General features: G+C 52.1%; 19 protein-coding genes. 6 read left to right on the forward strand and 13 right to left on the reverse strand.

What is annotated here, in order from left to right; all coding sequences use genetic code 11:
* Positions 1-246 precede the first annotated feature (246 nt).
* Complete coding sequence (locus PsAD5_RS01380) at positions 247-1086, reverse strand: SDR family NAD(P)-dependent oxidoreductase (RefSeq protein WP_084405886.1); 840 nt, start codon at positions 1084-1086, stop codon at positions 247-249.
* Positions 1087-1249: 163 nt separating this feature from the next.
* Here PsAD5_RS01380 and PsAD5_RS01385 point away from each other — a divergent pair, with 163 nt between their 5' ends.
* Positions 1250-1714, forward strand: coding sequence for a MarR family winged helix-turn-helix transcriptional regulator (locus PsAD5_RS01385; RefSeq protein ID WP_063290808.1), 465 nt, complete (start codon positions 1250-1252; stop codon positions 1712-1714).
* 94 nt (positions 1715-1808) lie between these two features.
* Here the strand turns inward: PsAD5_RS01385 and PsAD5_RS01390 are convergent, their stop codons facing one another.
* Both PsAD5_RS01390 and PsAD5_RS01395 read right to left on the reverse strand, forming a co-directional pair.
* Positions 1809-2825: a zinc-dependent alcohol dehydrogenase gene (locus PsAD5_RS01390; protein ID WP_057461165.1), complete on the reverse strand. Its 1017-nt coding sequence runs from the start codon at positions 2823-2825 to the stop codon at positions 1809-1811.
* Positions 2826-3359: 534 nt separating this feature from the next.
* The gene (locus tag PsAD5_RS01395) at positions 3360-4205 is read right to left on the reverse strand and encodes an HpcH/HpaI aldolase/citrate lyase family protein (RefSeq protein WP_208981901.1); all 846 of its coding nucleotides are present in this window, start codon (positions 4203-4205) and stop codon (positions 3360-3362) included.
* 72 nt (positions 4206-4277) lie between these two features.
* Here PsAD5_RS01395 and PsAD5_RS01400 point away from each other — a divergent pair, with 72 nt between their 5' ends.
* The 5 genes from PsAD5_RS01400 to PsAD5_RS01420 all read left to right on the forward strand — a co-directional run bounded on the left by PsAD5_RS01400 (position 4278) and on the right by PsAD5_RS01420 (position 9154).
* Positions 4278-5681, forward strand: coding sequence for an acetyl-CoA hydrolase/transferase family protein (locus tag PsAD5_RS01400; RefSeq protein WP_208988450.1), 1404 nt, complete (start codon positions 4278-4280; stop codon positions 5679-5681).
* Positions 5682-5698: 17 nt separating this feature from the next.
* Positions 5699-6742 (forward strand): MaoC family dehydratase, encoded by a 1044-nt coding sequence (locus PsAD5_RS01405; protein WP_063290810.1) that lies wholly within the window; start codon positions 5699-5701, stop codon positions 6740-6742.
* Between the two features lie 52 nt (positions 6743-6794).
* Positions 6795-7520 carry a hypothetical protein gene (locus PsAD5_RS01410; protein ID WP_208981902.1) on the forward strand — a complete coding sequence of 242 codons (726 nt, stop codon included), beginning with the start codon at positions 6795-6797 and terminating at the stop codon, positions 7518-7520.
* Positions 7521-7729: 209 nt separating this feature from the next.
* Positions 7730-8353, forward strand: a complete 624-nt coding sequence (locus tag PsAD5_RS01415) for a LysE family translocator (protein WP_063290812.1) — start codon at positions 7730-7732, stop codon at positions 8351-8353.
* A gap of 177 nt (positions 8354-8530) precedes the next feature.
* Positions 8531-9154 (forward strand): LysE family translocator, encoded by a 624-nt coding sequence (locus PsAD5_RS01420; RefSeq protein WP_063290899.1) that lies wholly within the window; start codon positions 8531-8533, stop codon positions 9152-9154.
* Between the two features lie 33 nt (positions 9155-9187).
* On the opposite strand, the gene PsAD5_RS01425 is transcribed toward PsAD5_RS01420, so the two are convergent.
* From PsAD5_RS01425 to xdhA, 10 genes are all read right to left on the reverse strand, one after another.
* Entirely contained in the window at positions 9188-10399 is a 1212-nt protein-coding gene (locus PsAD5_RS01425; protein ID WP_063290813.1) for an ArgE/DapE family deacylase, read from the reverse strand.
* A gap of 139 nt (positions 10400-10538) precedes the next feature.
* Positions 10539-11075: a 2-oxo-4-hydroxy-4-carboxy-5-ureidoimidazoline decarboxylase gene (gene uraD / locus PsAD5_RS01430; protein ID WP_063290814.1), complete on the reverse strand. Its 537-nt coding sequence runs from the start codon at positions 11073-11075 to the stop codon at positions 10539-10541.
* A 4-nt stretch (positions 11076-11079) separates the two neighbouring features.
* Positions 11080-12261: a urate hydroxylase PuuD gene (locus tag PsAD5_RS01435; RefSeq protein ID WP_063290815.1), complete on the reverse strand. Its 1182-nt coding sequence runs from the start codon at positions 12259-12261 to the stop codon at positions 11080-11082.
* A 118-nt stretch (positions 12262-12379) separates the two neighbouring features.
* Entirely contained in the window at positions 12380-13453 is a 1074-nt protein-coding gene (locus tag PsAD5_RS01440) for a BMP family ABC transporter substrate-binding protein (RefSeq protein ID WP_063290816.1), read from the reverse strand.
* A 374-nt stretch (positions 13454-13827) separates the two neighbouring features.
* Positions 13828-14757 (reverse strand): ABC transporter permease, encoded by a 930-nt coding sequence (locus tag PsAD5_RS01445; protein ID WP_082827144.1) that lies wholly within the window; start codon positions 14755-14757, stop codon positions 13828-13830.
* The gene (locus PsAD5_RS01450; protein ID WP_057466297.1) at positions 14750-15838 is read right to left on the reverse strand and encodes an ABC transporter permease; all 1089 of its coding nucleotides are present in this window, start codon (positions 15836-15838) and stop codon (positions 14750-14752) included. Before PsAD5_RS01450 ends, PsAD5_RS01445 begins: the two co-directional genes overlap by 8 nt.
* Positions 15828-17420, reverse strand: coding sequence for an ABC transporter ATP-binding protein (locus PsAD5_RS01455; protein ID WP_193778125.1), 1593 nt, complete (start codon positions 17418-17420; stop codon positions 15828-15830). Before PsAD5_RS01455 ends, PsAD5_RS01450 begins: the two co-directional genes overlap by 11 nt.
* Before the next feature lie 51 nt (positions 17421-17471).
* Entirely contained in the window at positions 17472-18455 is a 984-nt protein-coding gene (gene xdhC, locus PsAD5_RS01460; protein WP_063290817.1) for a xanthine dehydrogenase accessory protein XdhC, read from the reverse strand.
* The gene (gene xdhB, locus PsAD5_RS01465) at positions 18455-20800 is read right to left on the reverse strand and encodes a xanthine dehydrogenase molybdopterin binding subunit (RefSeq protein WP_063290818.1); all 2346 of its coding nucleotides are present in this window, start codon (positions 20798-20800) and stop codon (positions 18455-18457) included. Before xdhB ends, xdhC begins: the two co-directional genes overlap by 1 nt.
* On the reverse strand, positions 20790-22277 hold the full coding sequence (xdhA, locus tag PsAD5_RS01470) for a xanthine dehydrogenase small subunit (protein ID WP_063290819.1): 1488 nt from the start codon (positions 22275-22277) through the stop codon (positions 20790-20792). Before xdhA ends, xdhB begins: the two co-directional genes overlap by 11 nt.
* Between the last annotated feature and the right edge of the window lies 1 nt (position 22278).

The following is a 22278-nucleotide window of genomic DNA, read 5'->3' on the forward strand; positions in this document are numbered from 1 at the left end:
CCTGTCGTCCTGCGATATTTGGGGTCTCCGTCCGTCAGGGCCAGAGCGCTTCAGCAAGGTGTAAAGCCCTACCCATTATGACATTCCTGCATTGCGCCCCACCCGCCACTTCTGCTTGGTTGCAACATTATATATACGGCCTGTGCGTAGGTATCTGTGTCCTTCGCGCCTCTAAAATGTCCGCTCACCATGTCTGCGATATTGGCATGATGAAGCTCTCAGGCATGGCACACGGCCTTTAGGCAATCAAAAGTAAGCTTCTGTAAGCTGTTCGAGTTGGTTCCAAAGAGCCGCTGATTTTTGCTGATCCATGCTGGCATCTCCATCAGGCAAATCCATAAGGCCCCAGACGTTGTGCCAATAAGTCCCGCTGGGAACATCTTGCGTAGCTGCAATAAGAGCAGCCTGCGCCCCGAGCTCTTCTGATATCAGCAGTCTTTGGGCCAACCAGCTTCTAAGCCCGCCTTGCTCAGCAAACCCACCAAAACCGCTCAAAATAACCCCGGGATGAACAGCATAGCTCTTGAGAGCCGGATAGCGTTTTGTGAGCTCCCGCATCTGCCATAAATTACCCAGTTTGCTGCCACCATAAACCCTGTTGCTTGAGTAGTTTAGCGGGTTCACATCACAGGTTTGAGCCATGATATAGGCGTCTCCCGATGTCATCACAATACGTGCATCCTCCGCAAACTTGCCTTGCTCCATCAGGAGTCGATACAGCAAATGATGACCTAAGACATTGACTGCAAAGGTCATTTCAATATCGTCCGAGGCCATTTTGTGATCATGCAATATAACACCCGAGTTGCAGATCAATATATCAATTTTCTGGTTCCCCACCTTACCAACTGCATCCGCCACAGACTGCAAGCATGATAGATCACACTTAACTTGCTGGAGGTCTGAGTCCCCTCTATTCCCCTGAGAGATGCCGCGGGACAAAGACACAACCTTGGCGCCTCGTGCAATCAATCCGCGGGAAACATACTCGCCGACACCCGCTGATCCGCCTGTTATCAGAACAGTTTTTCCGTCAAGTCGTGGTCCAGGAGGACAAATACGGGTTCTCGCCCCCTGACGAAACATACACCGTAAAAGGCGCAAAACACTGGATTTTGGAGGTTTAGATGGGGTGAGGCCTATGGACACTTTTTTATCCTTGTTTACAGTCGGTCAAGATTGATTGACCATAATACTTGACTGGATTAGTAATCCAGTCAAGTATTATTTGTAACACCTCGGATACGTGATGACTCAGTTTGATTTCGCCCCAGAATCCCAAAAGGCAACCATTCAGACAGCGCATCTGCTGTTGCAGCAAGCCGCTCGCCTTCGACAGAAGCTACAAACGGCAGTGACTGAGGCGTGTGATCTGACCTTGTCAGAAAAAGAGCTTCTTGGACGCGTCCAGCAATCAGGAGGCGAAGTGCGGATGAGTGATATTTCCAGCGCTCTGATGTTCACCGAAGGCGGCGCAACAAAGATCATCGGCCGGCTGGAGAAGCAAGGCCTCGTCACGCGGCATCGCTCGCAAGAGGATAAACGGGTTATCCTGATCAACATCACAGAGGAAGGCGAAAGCAAACTCGCAACGGCTCTCAGCGCCATGGCGAATGTCGCCTATCCGCTTTTGAGCAAGGTGTATTCTGAAGAAGAATGTGCCCAGATGACCCGCCTGCTGGAGAAACTTGGAGCGCATCCCGACCTGTTATGAGCGAGGTGCTAACGATCTCACCAGGTACGCTTAGACAAGCAAATGCCGCAGAACCAGATTTGGCATCTGCGGCATTCATTCGTCTTCTCAGGCCTTAAAAGTCCATCACAATACGACCATCAATCTTGCCGTTACGCATACGATCGAAGATGTCATTGACGTTGTCGAGCGGCTCTGTGGTGTAATGCGCAGCCACCTGGCCTTCACCAGCAAACTCTAATGACTCCCGCAGATCATTTCGCGTACCCACAATGGAACCACGTAATGTTTTGCGATTGAGCACCATATCAAAGATGTTGAGTGGAAAGTCCTCAGGAGGCAAACCAACAAGGCTCATAGTGCCACCACGTGCCAACATGCCAACACCTTGCTGGAAGCTCTTGCCAGCCACTGCTGTGACCAACACGCCCTCAGCACCACCGCCAGCTTGCACTTCAGCCACCGGATCGCACTTGAAGGCATTCAGCGTCATATCCGCACCAAGTGATCTTGCAAGCTCCAGTTTGTCCTCTGCAATATCAACCGCAATCACATGCAAGCCCATGGCCTTGGCATACTGAACAGCCAGATGCCCCAAACCGCCAATACCGGAAATCACAACCGTTTGTCCCGGTTTTGTCTCCGTTTCCTTCAGCCCCTTGTAAACGGTTACACCTGCGCACAGGATTGGTGCTGCTGGTGCAAATTCAAGTTCCTTCGGCAAATGAGCGACGAAATTCGGGTCTGCCAAAGCATATTCTGCAAAGCTGCCATTGACGCTGTAACCCGTGTTTTGCTGGCTTTCACATAAAGTTTCCCAGCCATCAACACAGTGACGACAGCAGCGGCAAGCGGTGTGCAGCCAGGGAATTCCAACGCGATCCCCCTCTTTCACCGAAGTGACATTCCGGCCTTTCTCAACCACAATGCCCACACCTTCATGGCCCGGAATAAAGGCTGGTGTCGGCTTGACTGGCCAGTCACCTTCAACAGCGTGAAGGTCGGTGTGGCACACGCCAGTGGCCTCAATTTTCACCAGAACACTGTCATCATTTACTGTAGGCTTTTCAACTTCACACACGTCCAACGGTGCACCAAACTCGCGCACAACGGCCGCTCTCATCATAGACATGACGGGCTCCTTGACCTGTTCGGGCCGCAGCGGCCCAGATGCATACAGGGAAAGCTAAATTTTGCAAATGCAGGTATGCAGCACCAGCATTCAACCCGAGCCTAACAAACCTCCAGCCAAGTATAAAAGAGATGATATTTCAAGGATGCAAGCGCGGTTAACAACGTTTCTCGCCGGTCACTCAAAGTTAAAAAGGCTTGTTCTTTAATACAAAACCCGCGGACGACAATCAGGTGTATTCAAGGACATACATTTCCGTAAAGTGAAACAAATTCATCAACTTAGGCTAACTACGTAGCTTTTAGGCGATTTCACCTGAGATCATTTCATCGTCATGAGTCGAGCGGAGACTAGCCACTCTCCCCCTACTCCATGCAACACCACAAAACACTTGCCTCCACCTAGCAATACCAAGTATAAATCAAATGTATGCATAAGGTAGATTATGGAATTACTTACTATTATTCGATCTAAATATAGCAATTATAAGTATTGTATCATTTGAATACTTAAGTATCTAACAGCTAGTTCATACTATGGATGATCATCACCATCACTCAGGCCAAGCAAACGTCTTGCACGCAAAATCACAGGTGCATCGACCATCTTGCCATCAACAACAAAAGCGCCTTGTCCTGCCGTATCCTTTTGCTTTTCAAGCACATTCAAGGCCCACTGAACTTCCTCATCACTGGGTTCAAAGCACGAATTGACAACGCTGACTTGAGAAGGATGAATAGCAAACTTACCGTTATATCCCATATCTCGCGCATTGCGGGCTTCATCCTCAAGTCCTTCAGGATCATTGAAGTCCAGAAACACACCATCAATGGCCCAAAGATGGTTCTGCACAGCTGCATTCAGCAACTGTCCACGGGGCCACACAAGACTGTTCCAGCCCATAGTACCACCTGTTTCTGCCGTATAGTCTGCATACCCAAAAGCCAATGCGTGAAGCGGCGCATGGGTTGAGGCAATCGCTTCTGCGTTGGACAGTCCGGCTGGCGTTTCCAGCAATGCGCAAATCCGTACCATCTCTTTGCCAGGATGTGCGTGAAGGAGATGATCCAGTTGCTCCAGATCACGTGGGCTTTCACATTTGGGCAGAAATATCCAGTCTGGCAGGTGCGCCAGGTCCAGCAGGCACAGCACATCTTCCAGTCCATCCGGCGTGCTCATCGATGAGATGCGAATGCCGATTTCACAGGCCTCATGCTCGCGGATCTCATCTTGAAGGCCGCGCAGCAGATCTCTAGCGGCTGGCTTTTGCTTTTCAGAAACACCGTCTTCAAGGTCAAGCACCACACACCCTGCTCCCGATGCTGTCGCCTTCGGGAAAAGGTGGGCTTTATCTGCAGGTAAGAATAACAGGCTCTTCACACCGGAACTCCAACTTAATCCATTGATGCCGTTGAGTCAGAATGTAGATCAGTAACAATTAATTTCCTGAAAATGGATAGGATCAAGCTGATCTCTTTGACGATGGACCCCGGACATAACCGCATGCCTGCAGACCACTTTGATCAGCTGTATCAACAAAAACTGATAAGCGCAGATGAGGCGATAAAAACGCTTGCAAGAGATACAAAGCTGATCACCTTCGGGTGTTATTGCGGAACCCCTCCTCGCCTTACCCAAGCCTTTTGCGAGGCTGCTGCTGCCGGATACTTCAGCAGCACACCAGATGTTTACCTGCTCCGCTCGCGCAAAGAGATTGTCGATCAGTTTTCAAATGTCGATGTCCTCAAACAGATCAAGCTGCTCTGCCCCTTTTTAGGAGGAAGTTTTCGTCAACTTGCTGATCACGCCAAGGAGTTAAGACAGACCCATCCGGATCTGATCATCCCGCATTACCTTCCAGAGCATTTTAGCCTGTATGCACAAGGTGTTTTCTCCCGTCATGGCAAGCCCAATGTGCATTTGTTTCAGGTCTCTCCCATGGACGAGCACGGCTATTTCAGCTTTGGAGTGGATGGCAGCATGTCCATCCCCCTGGCGTTTGAAGCTGGCCAGATTATCGTTGAAGTCAATCAAAATATGCCACGCACCTTTGGGTCTGGGCTCGTACATATTTCTCAGGTCTCAGCCCTTATTGAGCACAACAGCGACCTCATGGTCCTGCCGAAGAAACCGACAAGCCCTGAGGACCATAAGATTGGAGAATTTGTTGCTGAACTTGTGCCAGATCACGCTTGCATTCAGCTCGGCATTGGCGGTGTCCCGAATGAAGTGGGCAAACGCCTGAAGACAAAATCTGATCTTGGCATTCACACAGAAATGCTGGGTGATACGCTGTTCGAGTTGATACAGGCCGGTAACGTATCCAACCGGTATAAACAGCTCAATGTCGGGCACACCGTTTTTAACATCGCGCTGTTCTCCATTCCCGACTACTACGCCTATCTCGACAACAACCCCACCATGGCCTGTCATCCAGCGCACTACGTCAACAATCCGCACATCATCGCCCAAAATGACCGGATGGTCTCCGTAAACTCCTTCGTGGAGATTGATCTGTTCGGCCAAGTGGCCTCAGAATCCATCAACTGGCGTCAGATTTCCGGCAGCGGTGGGCAGCTGGACTTCGTCCGCGGTGCATTCCGCTCCAAAGAAGGCATTGCCGTGCTGGCAGCCCATTCCACCGCGAAAAACGGCAGTATCTCCAAGATTGTCCCACGCCTGCAGAACATCGTCACTACCCCGCGCAATGACGTCAGTTATGTGGCCACAGAGTACGGCTGCACCAACCTGTTTGGCATGTCCACCTCAGAGCGCGCCCACGCCCTCATTGAGCTCGCCGCCCCGCAATTTCGCGATGAGCTGCGCGAAGAAGCCAAAAACCTGACCATCTACTAGGCTGAAAGGAGCCCATCATGTATTCAGCCTACGCTCAATTCTCGGAAAATCGCTTTCTGGAGATTTACGGCCTCAACTTCGAAGAATTCTCCGTGGGCCAGATCTTTCACCATCGTCCCGGCATGACGGTTTCTCAGCAGGAAAATGCAGAGGAAGCGTTGGACACCTTCAATGCTGCAATGCTGCATTATGATGCTCATTACGCAGCGCAGACGGAGTTCAGGAAACCTCTCGTCGTCTCCACGCTGACACTGCAAAAGATCTTCGGCATGAGCTGGAAGACCTTCGCCAGAAAAGACCGCATCACAGCGTTTGAGAACATCTCCATGACTGCGCCTATCTTCGATGGCGACACGCTCTACTGCTGTAGCCAAATCATCGCAGTGGAGGAGAGCGAAGATAAAACCGGCAACGTCACCGTAAAAGCCTCCAGCACCAATCAGAAAGGTGTTGAGGTCGCCAACCTCACATACACCGTCAGCATCTTCAAAAAAGGCAAGCATCCGGTTTGGGGCAACCTTCCCAACTCTAGCAGTAACCCTTGGTTTTTGGCCTATTATCAACGTGAGGATGGGTCCCTACAGGAAACAACAGGCATCTACTTTGAGGGGTTCGCAGCAGGTCAGGTCTTCGAGCACAGCCCGGACATCACACTCCATTCGTCTTCCATGCTCCGTCACGCCGTCCAGACCATGCAATGGCACCCACTCTACCGTGATCATGAGTTCGCGCGGGAGGTCTACGGCAGAGACCGTCTGCCAGCATCAGAACTGCACGTCCTCTCGTTGGTCACCGCCGCCACCACAACCACCTTTGGCCGTGTGGTTGCCAATCTGGGTTGGACCGATACAAAGCTGTCTCGTCATTTCTATGCAGATGACCGCTTTAAAGTGCAAAGCGAAGTCCTGGCAAAGCGAGAAAGCCGTTCCAGACCAGACCAAGGCATTTTGACCATAAAAACCGTCGCCCACGATCAAACCGGCACCGAGGCCCTCTCCTACACCCGCACCCTGCTCGTCTACCGTCAGGGCGGAGGTCCATACGCAGCCGCTGGCTATTGATCCCACACCACATTCTCCTATGATCCTCTCTTGTGTAAAAGATGGATGACACGTGAAACCAGCTATCATGAGCAAAGCCGCATGGCAGTTGGAAGCCGCTGAAAACAATGCAGATCTTTATCAGCATATGTTTGAAGCCCATGGCATTCCCTATGAGCGCTCCAAGGAGCTGTTTCACACAACTGTGCCGCCCCTTCCGTTTTACTCCAGCATCGTGACCTGCCTCCCGGCAACAAAACCTGAACTCATCAATGACCTCACGCGCACTGCAACATTTGATTTTTATGTCAAAGACAGTCTTGCCGACCTTCCACTGGAGCAATCTGGTTTCAATAAGCTATTCGATGCCTGCTGGTTTCACCTCACTGAGACGATCATAGAAGACACGTCAGGCTGGGAGCAGGTAAAAACGGCTCAGCAATTGGAGCATTGGGAGACAGAATGGAAGGCAAGCGGCAACCTGACAGACCGGCGAATGTTTCCACCTGCTCTTCTCACCAATCCGAGCATGACCTTCTGGGGCTTTGGGAAGGCGGGACAGTACACCAAGAGCTTCATCGGAAACAGTTCTGACAACTCAACCGGCCTCTCCAACATCTTTGCTGGTGCACTGTCCCCTCAAGACTTCAGACAAATGGCGAGCCTGTTGCAAGCATGGCAACCATCAACACCCGTAGTCGGCTATGCACGCGATGAAACGCTCCACTGTGCCATGCAGGCAGGCTTTGAAAGCTGCGGAAACCTGACAGTCTGGGTCAAACCATTCTCATCAAGTTGAGCTCTCGTGCGAGCAACAACACCCAATCGCTCAAACTTTCATCAAACACCATTGCCTCCTGCAATAAAATGTGAGGCGTAAATAATTGTTTCCATTGTTGTATGTAAATAATTGTTTCCATTGTTGTATTTCGTCATCACACCCGCAGAATTTTGGTCACAATTCGCCCCTACCTCTCCTGTGCAACACATCGTTTTAGGAGAAAAGCCATGGCCATCGAGGTTTGGCTGACTTACGTCCTTGCCTGCATCATCTTACTCATCATCCCCGGACCAACAGTCCTTATGGTCTCCAGTTATGGCATCAGCCAGGGCCTGAGGGCGGTTGTCGCCTCAGCCCTGGGCGTTAGTTTGGGGAGTATCTTACTGGTCTCGGTCGCATTGGCCGGACTTGGCGCCGTCATCTCAACCTCTGCATTGCTCTATGACATTCTGCAATATGCGGGCGCGACCTACCTCATTTATCTGGGCGTCAGCATGTGGCGCAGGAAATCTGTCCTCAAAGACCAAATGGAGATTGTGGCAACGACCCGCCTGCAAATTTTCAGAGATACGTTTCTGGTCTCAGCCTTCAACCCCAAAGACATGCTGTTCTTCGTCGCCTTTCTCCCGCAATTTGTAGAGGACACGATTCCAGTCATTCCGCAGTTTATATTGCTGGGAACAACCTTCGTGGTCCTCGGTGGCATCAACACCATGTTCTGGACCTCCATGGCAGGCAGTTGCAGTGCCATGCTCACCGGAGGCAAATGCGCAAAACGTCTCAACAGGATCGGAGGCACCGGTCTGCTGAGTGCCGGGCTATTCATCGCGCTGTCAGGAAAGTTTCCATAAAACTCATAGACAGTGGCAAGAACTCAAAGTCTCTCCAGTATTTCTCAAAGGCCGACCTCTACCCAAACAGCATCTACATGGGTAAGCTTCTTATCTGCTGCACACTTTGAGATATCAGCTCAAAGCCTTTCAACTCATCACCTGTTCATGATCGATCAGGCCTTTCCGGAGAACACCATGGCATTTGAAGCATGGATCGCGTTTGCCGCGGCAAGTATCCTACTGTTGATCATACCCGGGCCAACCGTCCTGATGGTCGTCAGTTACAGCCTTAGTCAGGGCAAACGCGCTGCAGTTGCCTCTGTCACTGGGGTGATGTTAGGGGACCTGTTTGCCATTACAGCAGCTCTTGCTGGTCTTGGTGCAGTGCTGGCAACCTCCGTCATACTCTTCCAGATCATGAAATACTTTGGTGCAGCTTATCTGATCTATATCGGCATTAAGATGTGGCGCAGCAATTCCGGCCCATCTACACAAGTTGAGATGCCACAGGTTCCGGCTTTCCAAATCTTCAGAGACACCCTGCTGGTCACCACCTTCAACCCAAAGGGCATGCTGTTCTTCGTGGCGTTCCTGCCTCAGTTTGTTGACCAAACCCAGCCTGTGTTGACCCAGTTTTTCATTCTGGGCCTCACCTTCGTAACGCTTGGCGGTGTGAACACAGTGTTCTGGGTGACCATGGCGGGCGGATTGCGCAAAGTTGTCAACGGACCAAACACACTCAAGCGCCTCAATAAAGTTGGCGGCACAGGCCTTCTGGGTGCAGGCATCTTCACCGCTCTGTCTGGTCGCGTAGGCTAATAAAAAGCCCGGAATTACCGGGCTTTTCACAATCTATCGAAGAAGTGTTTTCAAGGCGTCTGCGACAATAATCGTAGCTGCCTTTAAGTCCGAAAGCTGCAAATGCTCATCCGCCCCATGAGCATTGGCTTCCAGAATGGAACGCGGTCCTGCACCATAAAGCACTGTTGGAATACCGGCCTCAGCATAATGGCGGGCATCGGTGTAAAGCGGAGCGCCCGTGCTTTTCAGCTCAATGCCCAAAACCTCTTTGGCAGGCCATTTTAACGCTTCCACCAGCTTTTTTGCACCCGGCAACTCGCGCAGCGGCTCAGCAATCATAATGCGCCGACACTCCACCTCAACACCGCAATCTTTCGGCACCAAAGCTTCAATCAGCTCAATCAGCTGCTCTTCCACCTGTTCCCCGTTTTCTTCGGGAATCAAACGCCGGTCAACGCGCAGCGAGACGCGCTCTGGCACAACGTTGGTGTTGATGCCGCCTGAGATCAGGCCCACAGTGATCTGAGGTGATCCAATGCCATCCTGTTCACTCTGAATGGACTTGAGCCTTTCGCGTTCCTCATAAAGCGCTGTGAGAACAGGCGTTGCAGCTTGCAGGGCGTCCGCACCACTTTCTGGCATCGCAGCATGTGCCTGACGGCCACGGAAGATCACTTCCATATGCAAACAGCCGTTGTGAGCCGTTGTTGCTGCATAAGAAAAGCCTGCTGAGATCGCATAGTCCGGCTTGGTCAGCTCTTGCTCCAACAACCACTTCGGCCCAACAAACCCGCCGGCTTCCTCATCATACGTCAGATGCAGTTCAACCGAGCCTTCCAGCTCATCCGCATACTCACGCAGAGCTAAAAGCGCAAACGCGTAGGTGGCAAAATCTCCTTTGGAAACTGCAGCTCCGCGCCCATACAAAGCACCATCTTCAATCTCTGCGCCATAAGGGTCTTTGGTCCAACCTTCCCCCGGAGGAACAACATCACCGTGTGCATTTAGAGCAATCACTGGACCAAACCCGTCGCCAAACGTTTCACGAATGATCAAATTGGTCACAGAGACCATGCCGTTCTGGCGCACAAATGGTTCTGGAACAGGGTGCTTTTCAACGGTAAAGCCAAGGCCTTCAAGCAGCTCAGCAGTCCGCAACGCGTGGTGCTCTGTATCCCCTGGCGGGTTGTCGCTTGGCACCTTGACCAATTCGCGCAGGAAGTCGACCTGCTCCGCAAACCGGTTTTCAATCGCGGCCTTCATGAATGCTCCCCTTGAATTTTACAGTAGCATTAATCCAATAGATAACGGTGATGGTTGCAAGCATCTTGTCATGCAGCCCCTCATGTTCCAGTGGATTATTGCCCCTTACGTAACTGTAGTAAGCACTTTCCGGCAAGGATCAGGAACTGCAAGCACTCTGTTCATCTACCACCAGATCCTCCAGCCGGAAGCTGAAGATCCGGCAGATCTGTCGCAAAGCCTCCGCGAACTCATCTTTCGCGCTGTTCTGCAAGCGAAGCTGGAAGGCCTCCAGTATCTGATGCTTGGTTGCCCCTTTCACCGCAAAGATGAAGGGGAAGCCATAGTTGGATTTGTAAGCACCGTTAAGCTGGGTGAACTGCTCATATTCCGCATCACTCAGCTGATCCAGTCCAGCGCCGGACTGTTCATTCACAGAGGCATCAGCCATTTCACCGGCACGCGCCGCTTTGCCTGCAAGGTCGGGGTGTGCACGGATTAACGCCAGCTGCGCGTCTTCATCCGCATGTTGCAGAGCGTTAGCAAACGCCTCAATCAGCGCATCACGAGAGGCAAAAGGTGCATCTCGCTGGGCAACAGCCGCAACCCAGGAAGTGTGCTCCGCAACCCCGCCAAACACCTCGACAAAGGTGTCCAGCGAAAACCGGTTCACCTCATCCAGAGAATAAGTCACCATGGCCTCAATGCCCCTGCAACCAGGCGCCAAGAATTTCACGCTCTTCTTTGGTCATGCCTGTCTCATTGCCAAGTGGCATGGCAGAGGACCGCACCGCCTGCGCCATGATCAGGCTGTCATAGCGTTGCAGATCAGCAATGCTGTCCAGCTCAATGTTTTTAGGCGCTTCGCTAAAAGCCTCATTGGTTGGCGTCGCACTATGGCAGGCCGCACAATGGGTCTGCGCAATCACCAGCACATCACTGTCTGGGATCGGACCATGTCCACCACCAATCTTGGCAGGCTGTGTCACAATGAGAGCTACAAACAGACTGACGGCTGCCGTAGGCAAGGCCCACCAGAAATTGGCAAAGTTGTCATGCGCATCATGACGATTGATGAAGTGGCGCACCATACCACCCATCACCAGGATAAGCGCAACAACCAGCACAGGTTGGCTATGCCCCGTCAGCAATGGATAGTGGTTGGACACCATCATCAAAAGAACCGGCAATGTCAGGTAATTGTTGTGAACCGAGCGCTGCTTGCCAATCAGGCCAAGCGCGGCATCAGGTTTACGCCCTGCCAGCAGGTCTGCGGTAATCTTTTTCTGGTTCGGGATAATCACCATAAACACGTTGAAGGCCATAAACGTGCCAATCAGCGCGCCAACGTGAATGAGAACCCCGCGTCCTGAAAACACCTGAGAATACCCATAGGTCGCACCCAGAATGATCACCAGAAGGCACACGGCCAGCAAAGGTGTATTCTTGCCAATCGCCGAACGGCACAGGCGATCATAAATGATCCAGCCAAGCCCAAGAGAGGCGATGGAAATTGCGACAGCCTCAACAGGCAAAAGCTTCATGACCTCAGGGTCAATGAGATAAACTGTTGCGTTGAAGTAGTACTGAACGCTCAAAAGAGCAAAACCTGAAACCCAGGTGAGATAAGCATCCCACTTGTACCACATCAGGTCTTTCGGCAGCTCTTTCGGTGCCACCATGAACTTCTCAACATGGTAGAAACCGCCGCCATGGACTTCCCAGGCGCTGCCAAAAATGCCCTCTGCCTGCCCTTCCCGTTTGCGCAAGGAAAGGTCGAGAGCGATGAAATAAAAAGAGGTCCCAATCCAGCCCACGCCCACAATCAAGTGAAACCAGCGGAAAAGCAGATTGAGCCATTCACTAAGGAAAGTGGCTGTCATTGTCTTGTTCTTTTAAGTTCAATTGAAATGAGTGGGCAGCGGGAGAAAACCCCCACTGCTGAAATCAGCGGAGAGCACCGTTAAAAAATGTGGCGCTCTCCGAAAACAAGCTTGGAGCTTATTCAGGCAGCTGGTCGTCGATGCCTTTAACGTAGAAGTTCATGGAAAGCAGTGCGCCATCTTCAGCGCTCTCACCAGCTTTCAGGAACTCAGAGCCGTCCTGTTTGGTGATTGGGCCGGTAAATGGCTTCAGCTCACCAGACTTGATTGCAGCAAGAGTTTTGGCAGCTTCTTCTGCAACATCCTGCGGGATGTTGGTGAACGGCGCCATGTGAACCATGTCGACATCCAGACCGCCCCAGGTATCCTGCCCCTTCCAGTTGCCGTCCATCACTGCCTGTACGCGGGCAATGTAGTAAGCGGACCAGTCGTCGATGATCGCAGTTGCTTGTGCCTTAGGCGCAAACTTGATCATGTCAGATGCCTGACCAAAGCCCATGATGCCACGCTCTTCAGCAACCTGCAGAGGCGCTGGGGAGTCAGTGTGCTGAACCATGATGTCAACGCCCTGATCGATCAGCGCTTTTGCAGCATCGGCTTCACGGCCCGGATCATACCAGGAGTTCACCCAGATGGTCTTGATCTTGAAGTCCGGGTTCACAGACTGTGCACCCAGCATGAAGGAGTTGATGCCACGCACAACTTCAGGGATCGGGAAAGAACCGATGTAGCCAGCAGTGCCGGATTTGGAGACCTTTGCAGCGATCTGACCAAGCACATAACGACCTTCATAGAAGCGAGCGCCGTAAGAAGAAACGTTCTTCGCCTGCTTGTAGCCAGTTGCATGTTCAAACTTCACTTTCGGAAACTTGCGCGCAACCTTCAAGGTTGGGTTCATGTAACCAAAGGACGTTGTAAAGATCAGCTCGTGACCGGAGCGAGCCAGACGCTCAATCGCGCGCTCAGCATCCGCACCTTCTGGCACGCTTTCAATGTAAGTGGTTTCAACTTTGTCGCCAAAGTGCTTTTCAATCGCCTGACGGCCCTGATCGTGCTGGTAAGACCAGCCATGGTCAGAAACTGGACCAACATAGATGAAACCCACTTTCAGTGGATCAGCAGCATTTGAAGCCCCTGCGGAAAGACCAAGTGCAACTGCAGCAGTTGCAGCAAGCTTGAAGATAGTGCGCATTGTGCGCTCCCCTTTATAGGTTAACCTGCATTCCTGCCACGCAACACCCTAATAAGCGCGGCGGAACACACCATTGAGAACCAGATGAACGACGGCGCCAAGCAAACACGATAGGAACAAACCCGAAGGCCGTTCTGCGCATTTGTGCGCCCACAAGTTGTTTTTCTGCTTTGTTTTCGCTCGCAAATATTTGCGATCGTTTATTCGTGCGCGTGCAGAAATCCGCAAATTTTGCAGCCGTGAATAAGTTCATATTCACTCAGATATTTAAATCTCTGTTATCTATATCTCCGACCCACCATGTATACGAAGGTCGAAATATTTACAATTTGACCAACGTCTACTATGAGCGCGTCGGTCAAATCAGGTTCTTATTAGCGATCAGGCACAAAGGGCTTACCAAGACAGGCAGGTGTATTCACCTTGGCAAGTGTCTTATTACGCGAGATCATGATCAGCACAATGATAGTTGCCAGATACGGCAGCGCAGACATCAACTGCGTCGGCAAACCAATGCCAGCGGCCTGTGCGTGGAACTGCAAAATGGAAACAGCACCAAACAGATAAGCCCCAATCAGCACACGCGCCGGGCGCCAGCTTGCAAACACCACCAGAGCCAGCGCAATCCAGCCTCGGCCCGCTGTCATGCCCTCAACCCACTGCGGAGTGTAAATGAGTGAAAGGTAAGCGCCTGCAAGGCCAGAACACGCCCCGCCAAACATCACAGCCAAGTAACGCACCTGAATAACGGAGTATCCAAGCGAATGCGCTGAACCGTGATTGTCGCCAACCGCACGGATGATCAGCCCCGTACGAGACCTGAACAGCACAAAGTAAACCGCAATCACAAGACCATAAGAAGCGTAAACCAGAACGTCCTGATTAAAGAGCAGCGGCCCAATGAATGGAATGCCTGACAACACTGGAATAGCAATCGGTTTCAGGCTGATACCCGGCTGACCGATGAAGGCTTCTCCAACCATACCGGAAAGGCCAAGCCCCAGTATAGTCAGCGCAAGGCCTGTCGCCACCTGATTTGCCATCAGATTAAGCGTCAGGAAGCCAAACAACAGGCTCATGGCAACGCCGGAGATCATGGCCGCCACAATGCCGATGTAAGGAGAACCAGTCGCCTGTGTCGCTGCAAAACCCATCACAGCGCCGACAATCATCATCCCCTCAACACCAAGGTTGAGCACACCTGAACGCTCCACCACAAGCTCACCAATAGCAGCAAGCAACAGCGGCGTAGACGCGGTGATGATGGTCAGAAGTACAGCCTCAATCATGGAAAGATCAGACATTGCCTGCCTCCTTCATGTTTTTCACACTGGAAGCAATCTTGAATCTGTAAAGAATGAGCGTGTCACAGGCGAGCACAAAGAACAGCAGCATGCCCTGAAACACACGCGTCACCTTATCAGTCAAACCAAGGCTGACCTGAGCAGACTCGCCGCCGATGTAGGAAAGCCCAAGCAACAACCCGGCAAACAGAATTCCAACAGGATTCAAACGACCAAGGAACGCTACGATAATCGCGGTAAACCCATAGCCAGGAGAAATAACAGGCGTCAGCTGTTCAATAGAACCGGAGACTTCCGCCATACCAGCCAGACCAGCCAAACCACCGGAAACGAGGAAACCGAACCAGACAACCCCATTGCTGGAAAACCCAGCAAAACGGCCAGCACGCGGTGTCTCACCCATCACCTTGATCTCAAAGCCTTTGAGCGTGCGAGACAGCATCCACCAAACCACCAGAACAGCCAGAATGGCGAAGATCATGCCAATATGCAGTCGTCCTTCACCGATTTTCGGCAGCACGTGTGCCGCATCAAAAATCCGGCTTTCCGGGAAGTTGAAACCTTCTGGATCACGCCATGGACCACGGACAAGAAAGTCGAGAATGTACTGCGCGATGTAAACCAGCATCAGGCTGGTCAGGATCTCATTGGTCCCAAACCGCACCTTCAGGAACGCCGGAATAGACGCCCACGCCATACCGCCCAAAATGCCCATCAGCACCATCAAAGGCAGGGCCAGAGGGCTGGTAAAGTCGTAAAACAGTACCGGAATAATGGATCCAGCCAGCGCACCCATGGTGAACTGACCTTCAGCACCAATGTTCCAGGAATTGGACAGGAAACAGACAGACAGGCCAACCGCGATCAGCACCAGCGGACCTGCTTTCACCAGCAGCTCTTCAATGGACCAGCTGGTTGTCAGGGGCTCGATGAAATAGGCATAAAGCGCATCAATCGGATTGTAACCCATGCTGACAAACAAAATAGAGCCACACACAAGCGTAAGCCCAATCGCAATCAGCGGCGAAACAACAGTCATCAGCTGAGAATGCTCAGCCCGTTTTTCAAGTTCAATGCGCATGGGTCTCTCCCGCGTTTGCTGCAGGGGAAGCAGACTTGCCCTCACCCATACCCGCCATCAAAAGACCGATCTTCTCACGCGTCATTTCAGAAGCTGGTTCGGCGACAGAAAGCTCACCACGAGAGATCACCGCAATCCGGTCAGAAAGCTCGTAGATCTCATCAAGATCCTGGGAAATCACCAGAACAGCAGAACCACCTCGGGCCAGATCAATGATCGCCTGACGGATCAAAGCTGCAGCGCCTGCATCAACGCCCCATGTCGGCTGGTTAATCACCAGCACTTTCGGCACACGGTCCAGCTCGCGGCCAACCACAAACTTTTGCAGGTTACCGCCAGAAAGAGAACGAGCCTCAGGATTATCATGAGACATACGCACATCGTAGGAAACGGTGATGCGCTTTTCCATTTCAGTTGCAAGCTTCTGGTTAAGCATGCCGTGCTTGATCAATGACGGCTCAGTTTTATAGCGCGTCAGCAATATATTGTCAGAAAGCACAAAGCCCGGCACCGCACCATGACCCAAGCGCTCTTCAGGCACAAAGGCAGAGCCCAGCAAACGCCGGTCATTGATCTTGCGCTTGCCAACCGGCACACCGCAAATTTCAACCGCATAAGCATCTTTGACCTGCGTCTCGCCAGAGATCGCATCAAACAACTCGCTCTGGCCGTTCGCTGCAATCCCGGCAACAGCAACAATCTCGCCGCCGCGCAAATCCAGATTGACGTCCTTCAGCTCAATGCCAAACGCACCATCCGATGGAATAGACAGATTGCGCAGCTTGAGCATCACATCACCCGGCTGAGCCTCAGTCGCACCGGCAGAGATATCATGTACATCGCCGCCGACCATCATACGGGCAAGGCTAGCCGGTGTTTCTTCAGCCGGGTCACACCCACCCACCACACGGCCATGACGCATGATCGTGGCGTTGTGGCAGATCTTCTTCACCTCTTCCAGACGATGAGAGATGTAAAGGATCGCACACCCTTCTGAGGCGAGGCGCTGCAAGGTGATGAAAAGCTGATCCGCTTCTTGCGGGGTCAATACAGACGTAGGCTCATCCATGATGATGAGACTGGGGTTCTGCAAAAGGCAACGCACGATTTCGATACGCTGACGGATGCCAACCGGCAGATCCGCAACCAGTGCTGCAGGATCCAGAGGCAGGCCATACTTTTGGGAAACCTCAGTAATACGTCTGGAAAGTGCCTCGATTTTTTCGCCTTTAGGCAAGGCCAGCGCGATGTTTTCAACCACACTCAACGCTTCAAACAAGGAGAAGTGCTGGAACACCATGCCAACGCCCAGTTTGCGGGCAGCCGCAGGGTTCGAGATTGAAACCCGTTTTCCCTTCCACAGGATCTCTCCCGCACCCGGTTCAAGAGCGCCGTAGAGAATTTTTACGAGCGTGGACTTACCCGCTCCGTTTTCACCCAGCAAAGCATGAATTTCACCCTGCTTAATGACGAGATCGACATTGTCGTTCGCTAGAATGTCACCAAATCGCTTGGTAATACCCTTGGCTTCTATGAGATCCTCGCCCCCTGTCACCGGGTCAGACCTCTGCTCGTTTTCCATCGTGTTACCCGTTCCCCCAAGCAAAATTAGATCAAGATGTTCTCCCTGAACCTAAGAAGCAAAACGAAAACCTCCCTGAGCATTGCTCATTTGCTGCTCTTTCACCACTAGAAGTTGAGCAGCAATGGAAATTGCAATATCAGACGGTTTTTTGCTTTTAATCTCAGTAATTCCGACCGGACAAACAAGCTGTTTGCTTTGCGCCTCCGATATTCCGGAGTCTTTGAACCGTTTAAGTGTTCGCGCGCGCTTTGTTGCACTGCCTATCAATCCAATAAATGCCAGATCGGTTCTACGAACAGCGGCATCTACTATAGCATGATCACGCTTGTGATCATGGGTCATTACGATGACATAGTTTCCCGGCTCAAGGTTCTTTACGACGACTTGAGGCTCATTTAGATGAATGCAGCGGATATTGGAAGGTACATATTTAGGAAAAATTTCACGCCGTTCATCAATCCAACTGATCTGAAAGCCCAAAGGGGCCATCGCAAGCATCAAAGCCTTGCCAACATGCCCTGCACCAAACAGATACAGGTGAGGCCTATCCTCCCCGAACCTCTCGGTCAGTTTGCCTTGATTTAAAACAATTTCTGCGGAATCTGCACTGCACATTGCAGGGGGTAATACGTGCCTTTCAAGGGGGCCGGAGCTGCAAGCATTTGCAGTCGTTGAAAAAATTCCCACCCCTTCTTGTGTGGAAAAATCTTGTGCACGACCGCGATAATTGAGGTGAAATTGCTCAAATGCGATTTCAACCCGCCCGCCGCAGCACTGCCCAAGGTCTGGACCAAGCGCGTATGAGCGCGTCTGGAAGGCCACCCCGCCATTTCCCATCAATGAAACAGCTTCATGCAAAACATCGTACTCAAGACGGCCACCACCGATGGTTCCCTTAAACGACATATCCGGTCGCACCACCATGCGTGCTCCGACCTCACGGGGGGATGATCCAGCAACATCCAAAATGCTCACCAGCACGCATTGGCCAGCAGCATCAAGAGCAGACAAAACTTCACCCCAAACCCGCATCAGCCCTCCTCTCCGAACTTGATCGCTTTAACAGCTTTCAAAATCGCTTCAGGCGTTGCAGGTGCATCTAGTGTCGGTAAAACACCCTTGTTCAGGCTCGCAACCGCATCATTGATCGCGCAGAAAACCGAGATCGGTAGCATCAAAGGCGGTTCCCCAACTGCCTTGGAGCGATAAATTGTTGGTTCCGGATTTCCATCACTCTCATAAAGCGCCACATTAAAAATCTCAGGCACATCAGTGGCCGTCGGAATCTTGTAGGTAGACGGAGCATGTGTCCGCAGTCGGCCCGCATCATCAAACCACAGCTCTTCCGTGGTCAACCAACCCATACCCTGCACAAAGCCACCTTCGATCTGACCGATATCCAGCGCCGGATTGAGCGACTTGCCTACATCATGAAGCACATCAACCCGTTCAACTTTCATCTCTCCGGTCAATGTATCAATCACCACTTCAGAACAGGAGGCCCCATAGGAGAAATAAAGGAATGGACGTCCCTTTACCCGCTCGCGATCCCAGATAATCTTCGGCGTTTTGTAAAACCCTGAAGAAGACAAATGAATGCGGTGTTCGTAAGCAAGTTGAGCCAGCTCCTTGATGGAAAGCTTCGGCTTCCCGCTGATCAACATCTGGTCATCAACCAGCTCGATGTCTTCCTCAGACACCTCGAAATGCTGCGCTACAAAGGTTTTCAGACGTCCAACAATCTCACGACAAGCAATCGCCGCTGCCATACCGTTCAAATCCGTACCGGACGAGGCGGCTGTTGGCGACGTGTTTGCCACCTTGGAGGTGTTGGTTGCAGTAATTTTTACCTTCTCAAGGCGAACCCCCATCTCAGTCGCTGCAATCTGCGCAACCTTCTGATAGAGGCCCTGCCCCATTTCTGTGCCCCCATGGTTCAGGTGCACAGAACCATCCCGATAAAGATGCACCAGTGCACCCGCTTGGTTGAGATGGGTCAGCGTGAACGAAATACCAAACTTCACCGGCGTCAACGCGATCCCTTTCTTCAGGATCGTGTTCTCAGCATTAAACGCGTCTACAGCTTTACGGCGCGCACGATACTCGGAGCTTTCCTCCAGCTCATCCACCAGCGCGGCCAGCACGTCGTGTTCATCAACCGCCTGCCCATAAGGCGTGGTGTTCTCACCTTCGCGATAGAAGTTCGCCTTACGTACATCAAGTGGGTCTTGCCCCATCTTGATCGCAATCGCATCCATCAACCGCTCCGCCGCAAACATCCCTTGCGGGCCACCGAAACCACGGAAAGCTGTATTAGAAACCGTATTTGTTTTCAGCCTCTTGGAAGCTATGAGAACATCTGGATAGAAATAGCTGTTATCCGCATGGAACATCGCGCGATCATTGATACCAAGCGACAGATCCGCTGAATGACCGCAGCGCGAATTCAGGTTGATTTGAACCGCTTCAATCTTGCCGGATGCATCACATCCCGCTTCCACATCAACCAGAAAATCATGACGTTTCCCGGTCAGGATCATATCGTCGTCACGGTCCAACCGACATTTGCATGGACGACCAGTAGCGTTTGCAGCTAAAGCCGCCAGTGCAGCCCATTGGTTGGCCTGAGATTCCTTACCGCCAAATGCACCACCCATCCGGCGCACTTCAACGGTCACCGCCGCCTCATCAACACCCAGCACTTTAGCAACGGTATGCTGAACCTCAGTTGGATGCTGCGTGGAGGAATGCACAAGCATATCACCATCTTCACCGGGAACAGCAAAGGCCATTTGCCCTTCAAGATAGAAGTGCTCCTGCCCACCCAGCGCAAAACTGCTTTTCACCGTGTGCGCAGACCGTTCCATAGTGGCTTCCGGTGTCCCACGGCGAAACTCATAGTCCGGCAAGACTTTCTGCTCTGCTTTGAGAGCATCAGCGACGCTCACCAGCGGCGTTTCAGCCTCAACTTCAATTCGTGCCAGTTGAACAGCCTTGCGCGCCTGTAAACGGCTCTCAGCCACCACAAGAAACACCAGCTGCCCATGGAATGCGATGCGATCTGATACAAAGACCGGATCATCTCCCATCGCAGGAGAGCAATCATTCACACCGAGAATATCCGCAGCTTCCAGCACCGCAACAACACCGGGGGCTGCTCTGACAGCACTCAGATCGATTGTCGTCAGACGGCCACACGCTTCATTGGACGCATACCCCGGCGCCACATGAAGCGTGCCGTAGGGCTCAATCATGTCATCGATATATGTAGCAGTTCCAGACACATGCTTTTCTGCACTGTCATGCTTGTAGGATTTTCCCACGACCTGAGAGGTCGAGGTGCCTGCCTCTGTCTTTTCAAGAAGATCAGCTGACATGAGCGCCTCCCTCAACCAGTTCACGTTGCCCGTGGACACGCGTTTTTTGCGAGGATGAAGCAGATATCTCCAGCAAGGCTTTTTCTAAAAGCCCTCGCACAATATCACGCCGATAGGTGCTGGAGGCCCTCATGTCAGTCAGTGGAACGAATTCGCTCTCAATAGCATTCAACGCATCCTGCCAACTGCCTGGGTCTTCCAACGACGCACCAACCAGAGCCGCTTCAGCGCTACTTGCACGTTTTGGAATGCCTGCAACACCACCAAATGCCATGCGCGCACGCTCCACAACACCGTCTTTCACCGTCAGACAGAACGCAGCCATCACTGCAGAGATATCCTGATCAAAGCGCTTGGTGATCTTGTAGGCCCGGAACTGCTCATCTGCGCTCAAACGAGGCACACTGATCGACGTCAGCACTTCGTTCTCAGCTATATCCTGCTTGCCATAGTCAATGAAAAAACTCTCCAGCGGCAAGGTACGTCGCCCACGATTGCTCTGCAGCTCAATTTCCGCACCAAGAGCAATCAGCATCGGAGGCATATCCCCGATAGGCGATCCGTTTGCGATGTTTCCGCCAACGGTCCCCGATGCCCGCACCTGCTTTGAACCAATCCGGCTGATCACCACCTCAAGGTCAGAATCAATGGACTTCAGAAACGGATTAGCAACCGCATAAGACGCACCCGCACCAAGCCGGATACCCTGTTCATCCTCATAGCAAGTGCTCAGACCATTCACGCGCCCAAGAAAAATAACCTTCGGCAGGTCGCGCAGATGCTTAGTGACCCAAAGCCCAACATCTGTAGAACCAGAAACAAGCGTAGCCTCCGGATGCTCACCATAGGTCTCCAGCAAGCGCTGAAAGCTGCTCGGAGCAAAGAAGAACCGCTCGTCATTGCCCACATGAATATCCTGCGCATCCTGAAGAGCAGCGAGTTTACTCTCTGTTTCCGTTGCACGCGCAGCAAAAACGTCATTCAAGCCATCGCGACACGCTTCCAGAGCTGCGTCAACGATTGGTCGGTATCCGGTACAACGGCACAGATTGCCCGCTATCCAGGCGTTCACATCCTGCCGTGTCAGACCCGGCGTATTCGCATGATAAAGTGTAAACAGGTTCATCACGAAACCGGGCGTACAGAAACCGCATTGCGATCCATGAAGCTCTACAAGCGCCTTTTGGACAGGGTGCAATCCGTCAGGCCCTTCCAGATCTTCAACTGTCACAAGCTCACAGCCTTCAATCTGGCCGAGCAATAGAATACAGCTGTTCACGGGCTCATAAATGAGTTTGCCGTCACGCAAACGCCCAAGCGCAATGGTGCAGGCACCGCAATCCCCTTCACCACAGCCTTCTTTGGTGCCCGTTGAGCGTTCACTCAGACGCAGATAGTCCAGCAAAGTGGTTGTCGGCTCAAAACGATCCAATTCGACGATCTGGCCTTTACGAAGGAAGCGGATTGCCGTGCGCATC

This window comes from Pseudovibrio sp. Ad5, from assembly GCF_001623095.1.
Taxonomy (GTDB): Bacteria; Pseudomonadota; Alphaproteobacteria; order Rhizobiales; family Stappiaceae; genus Pseudovibrio.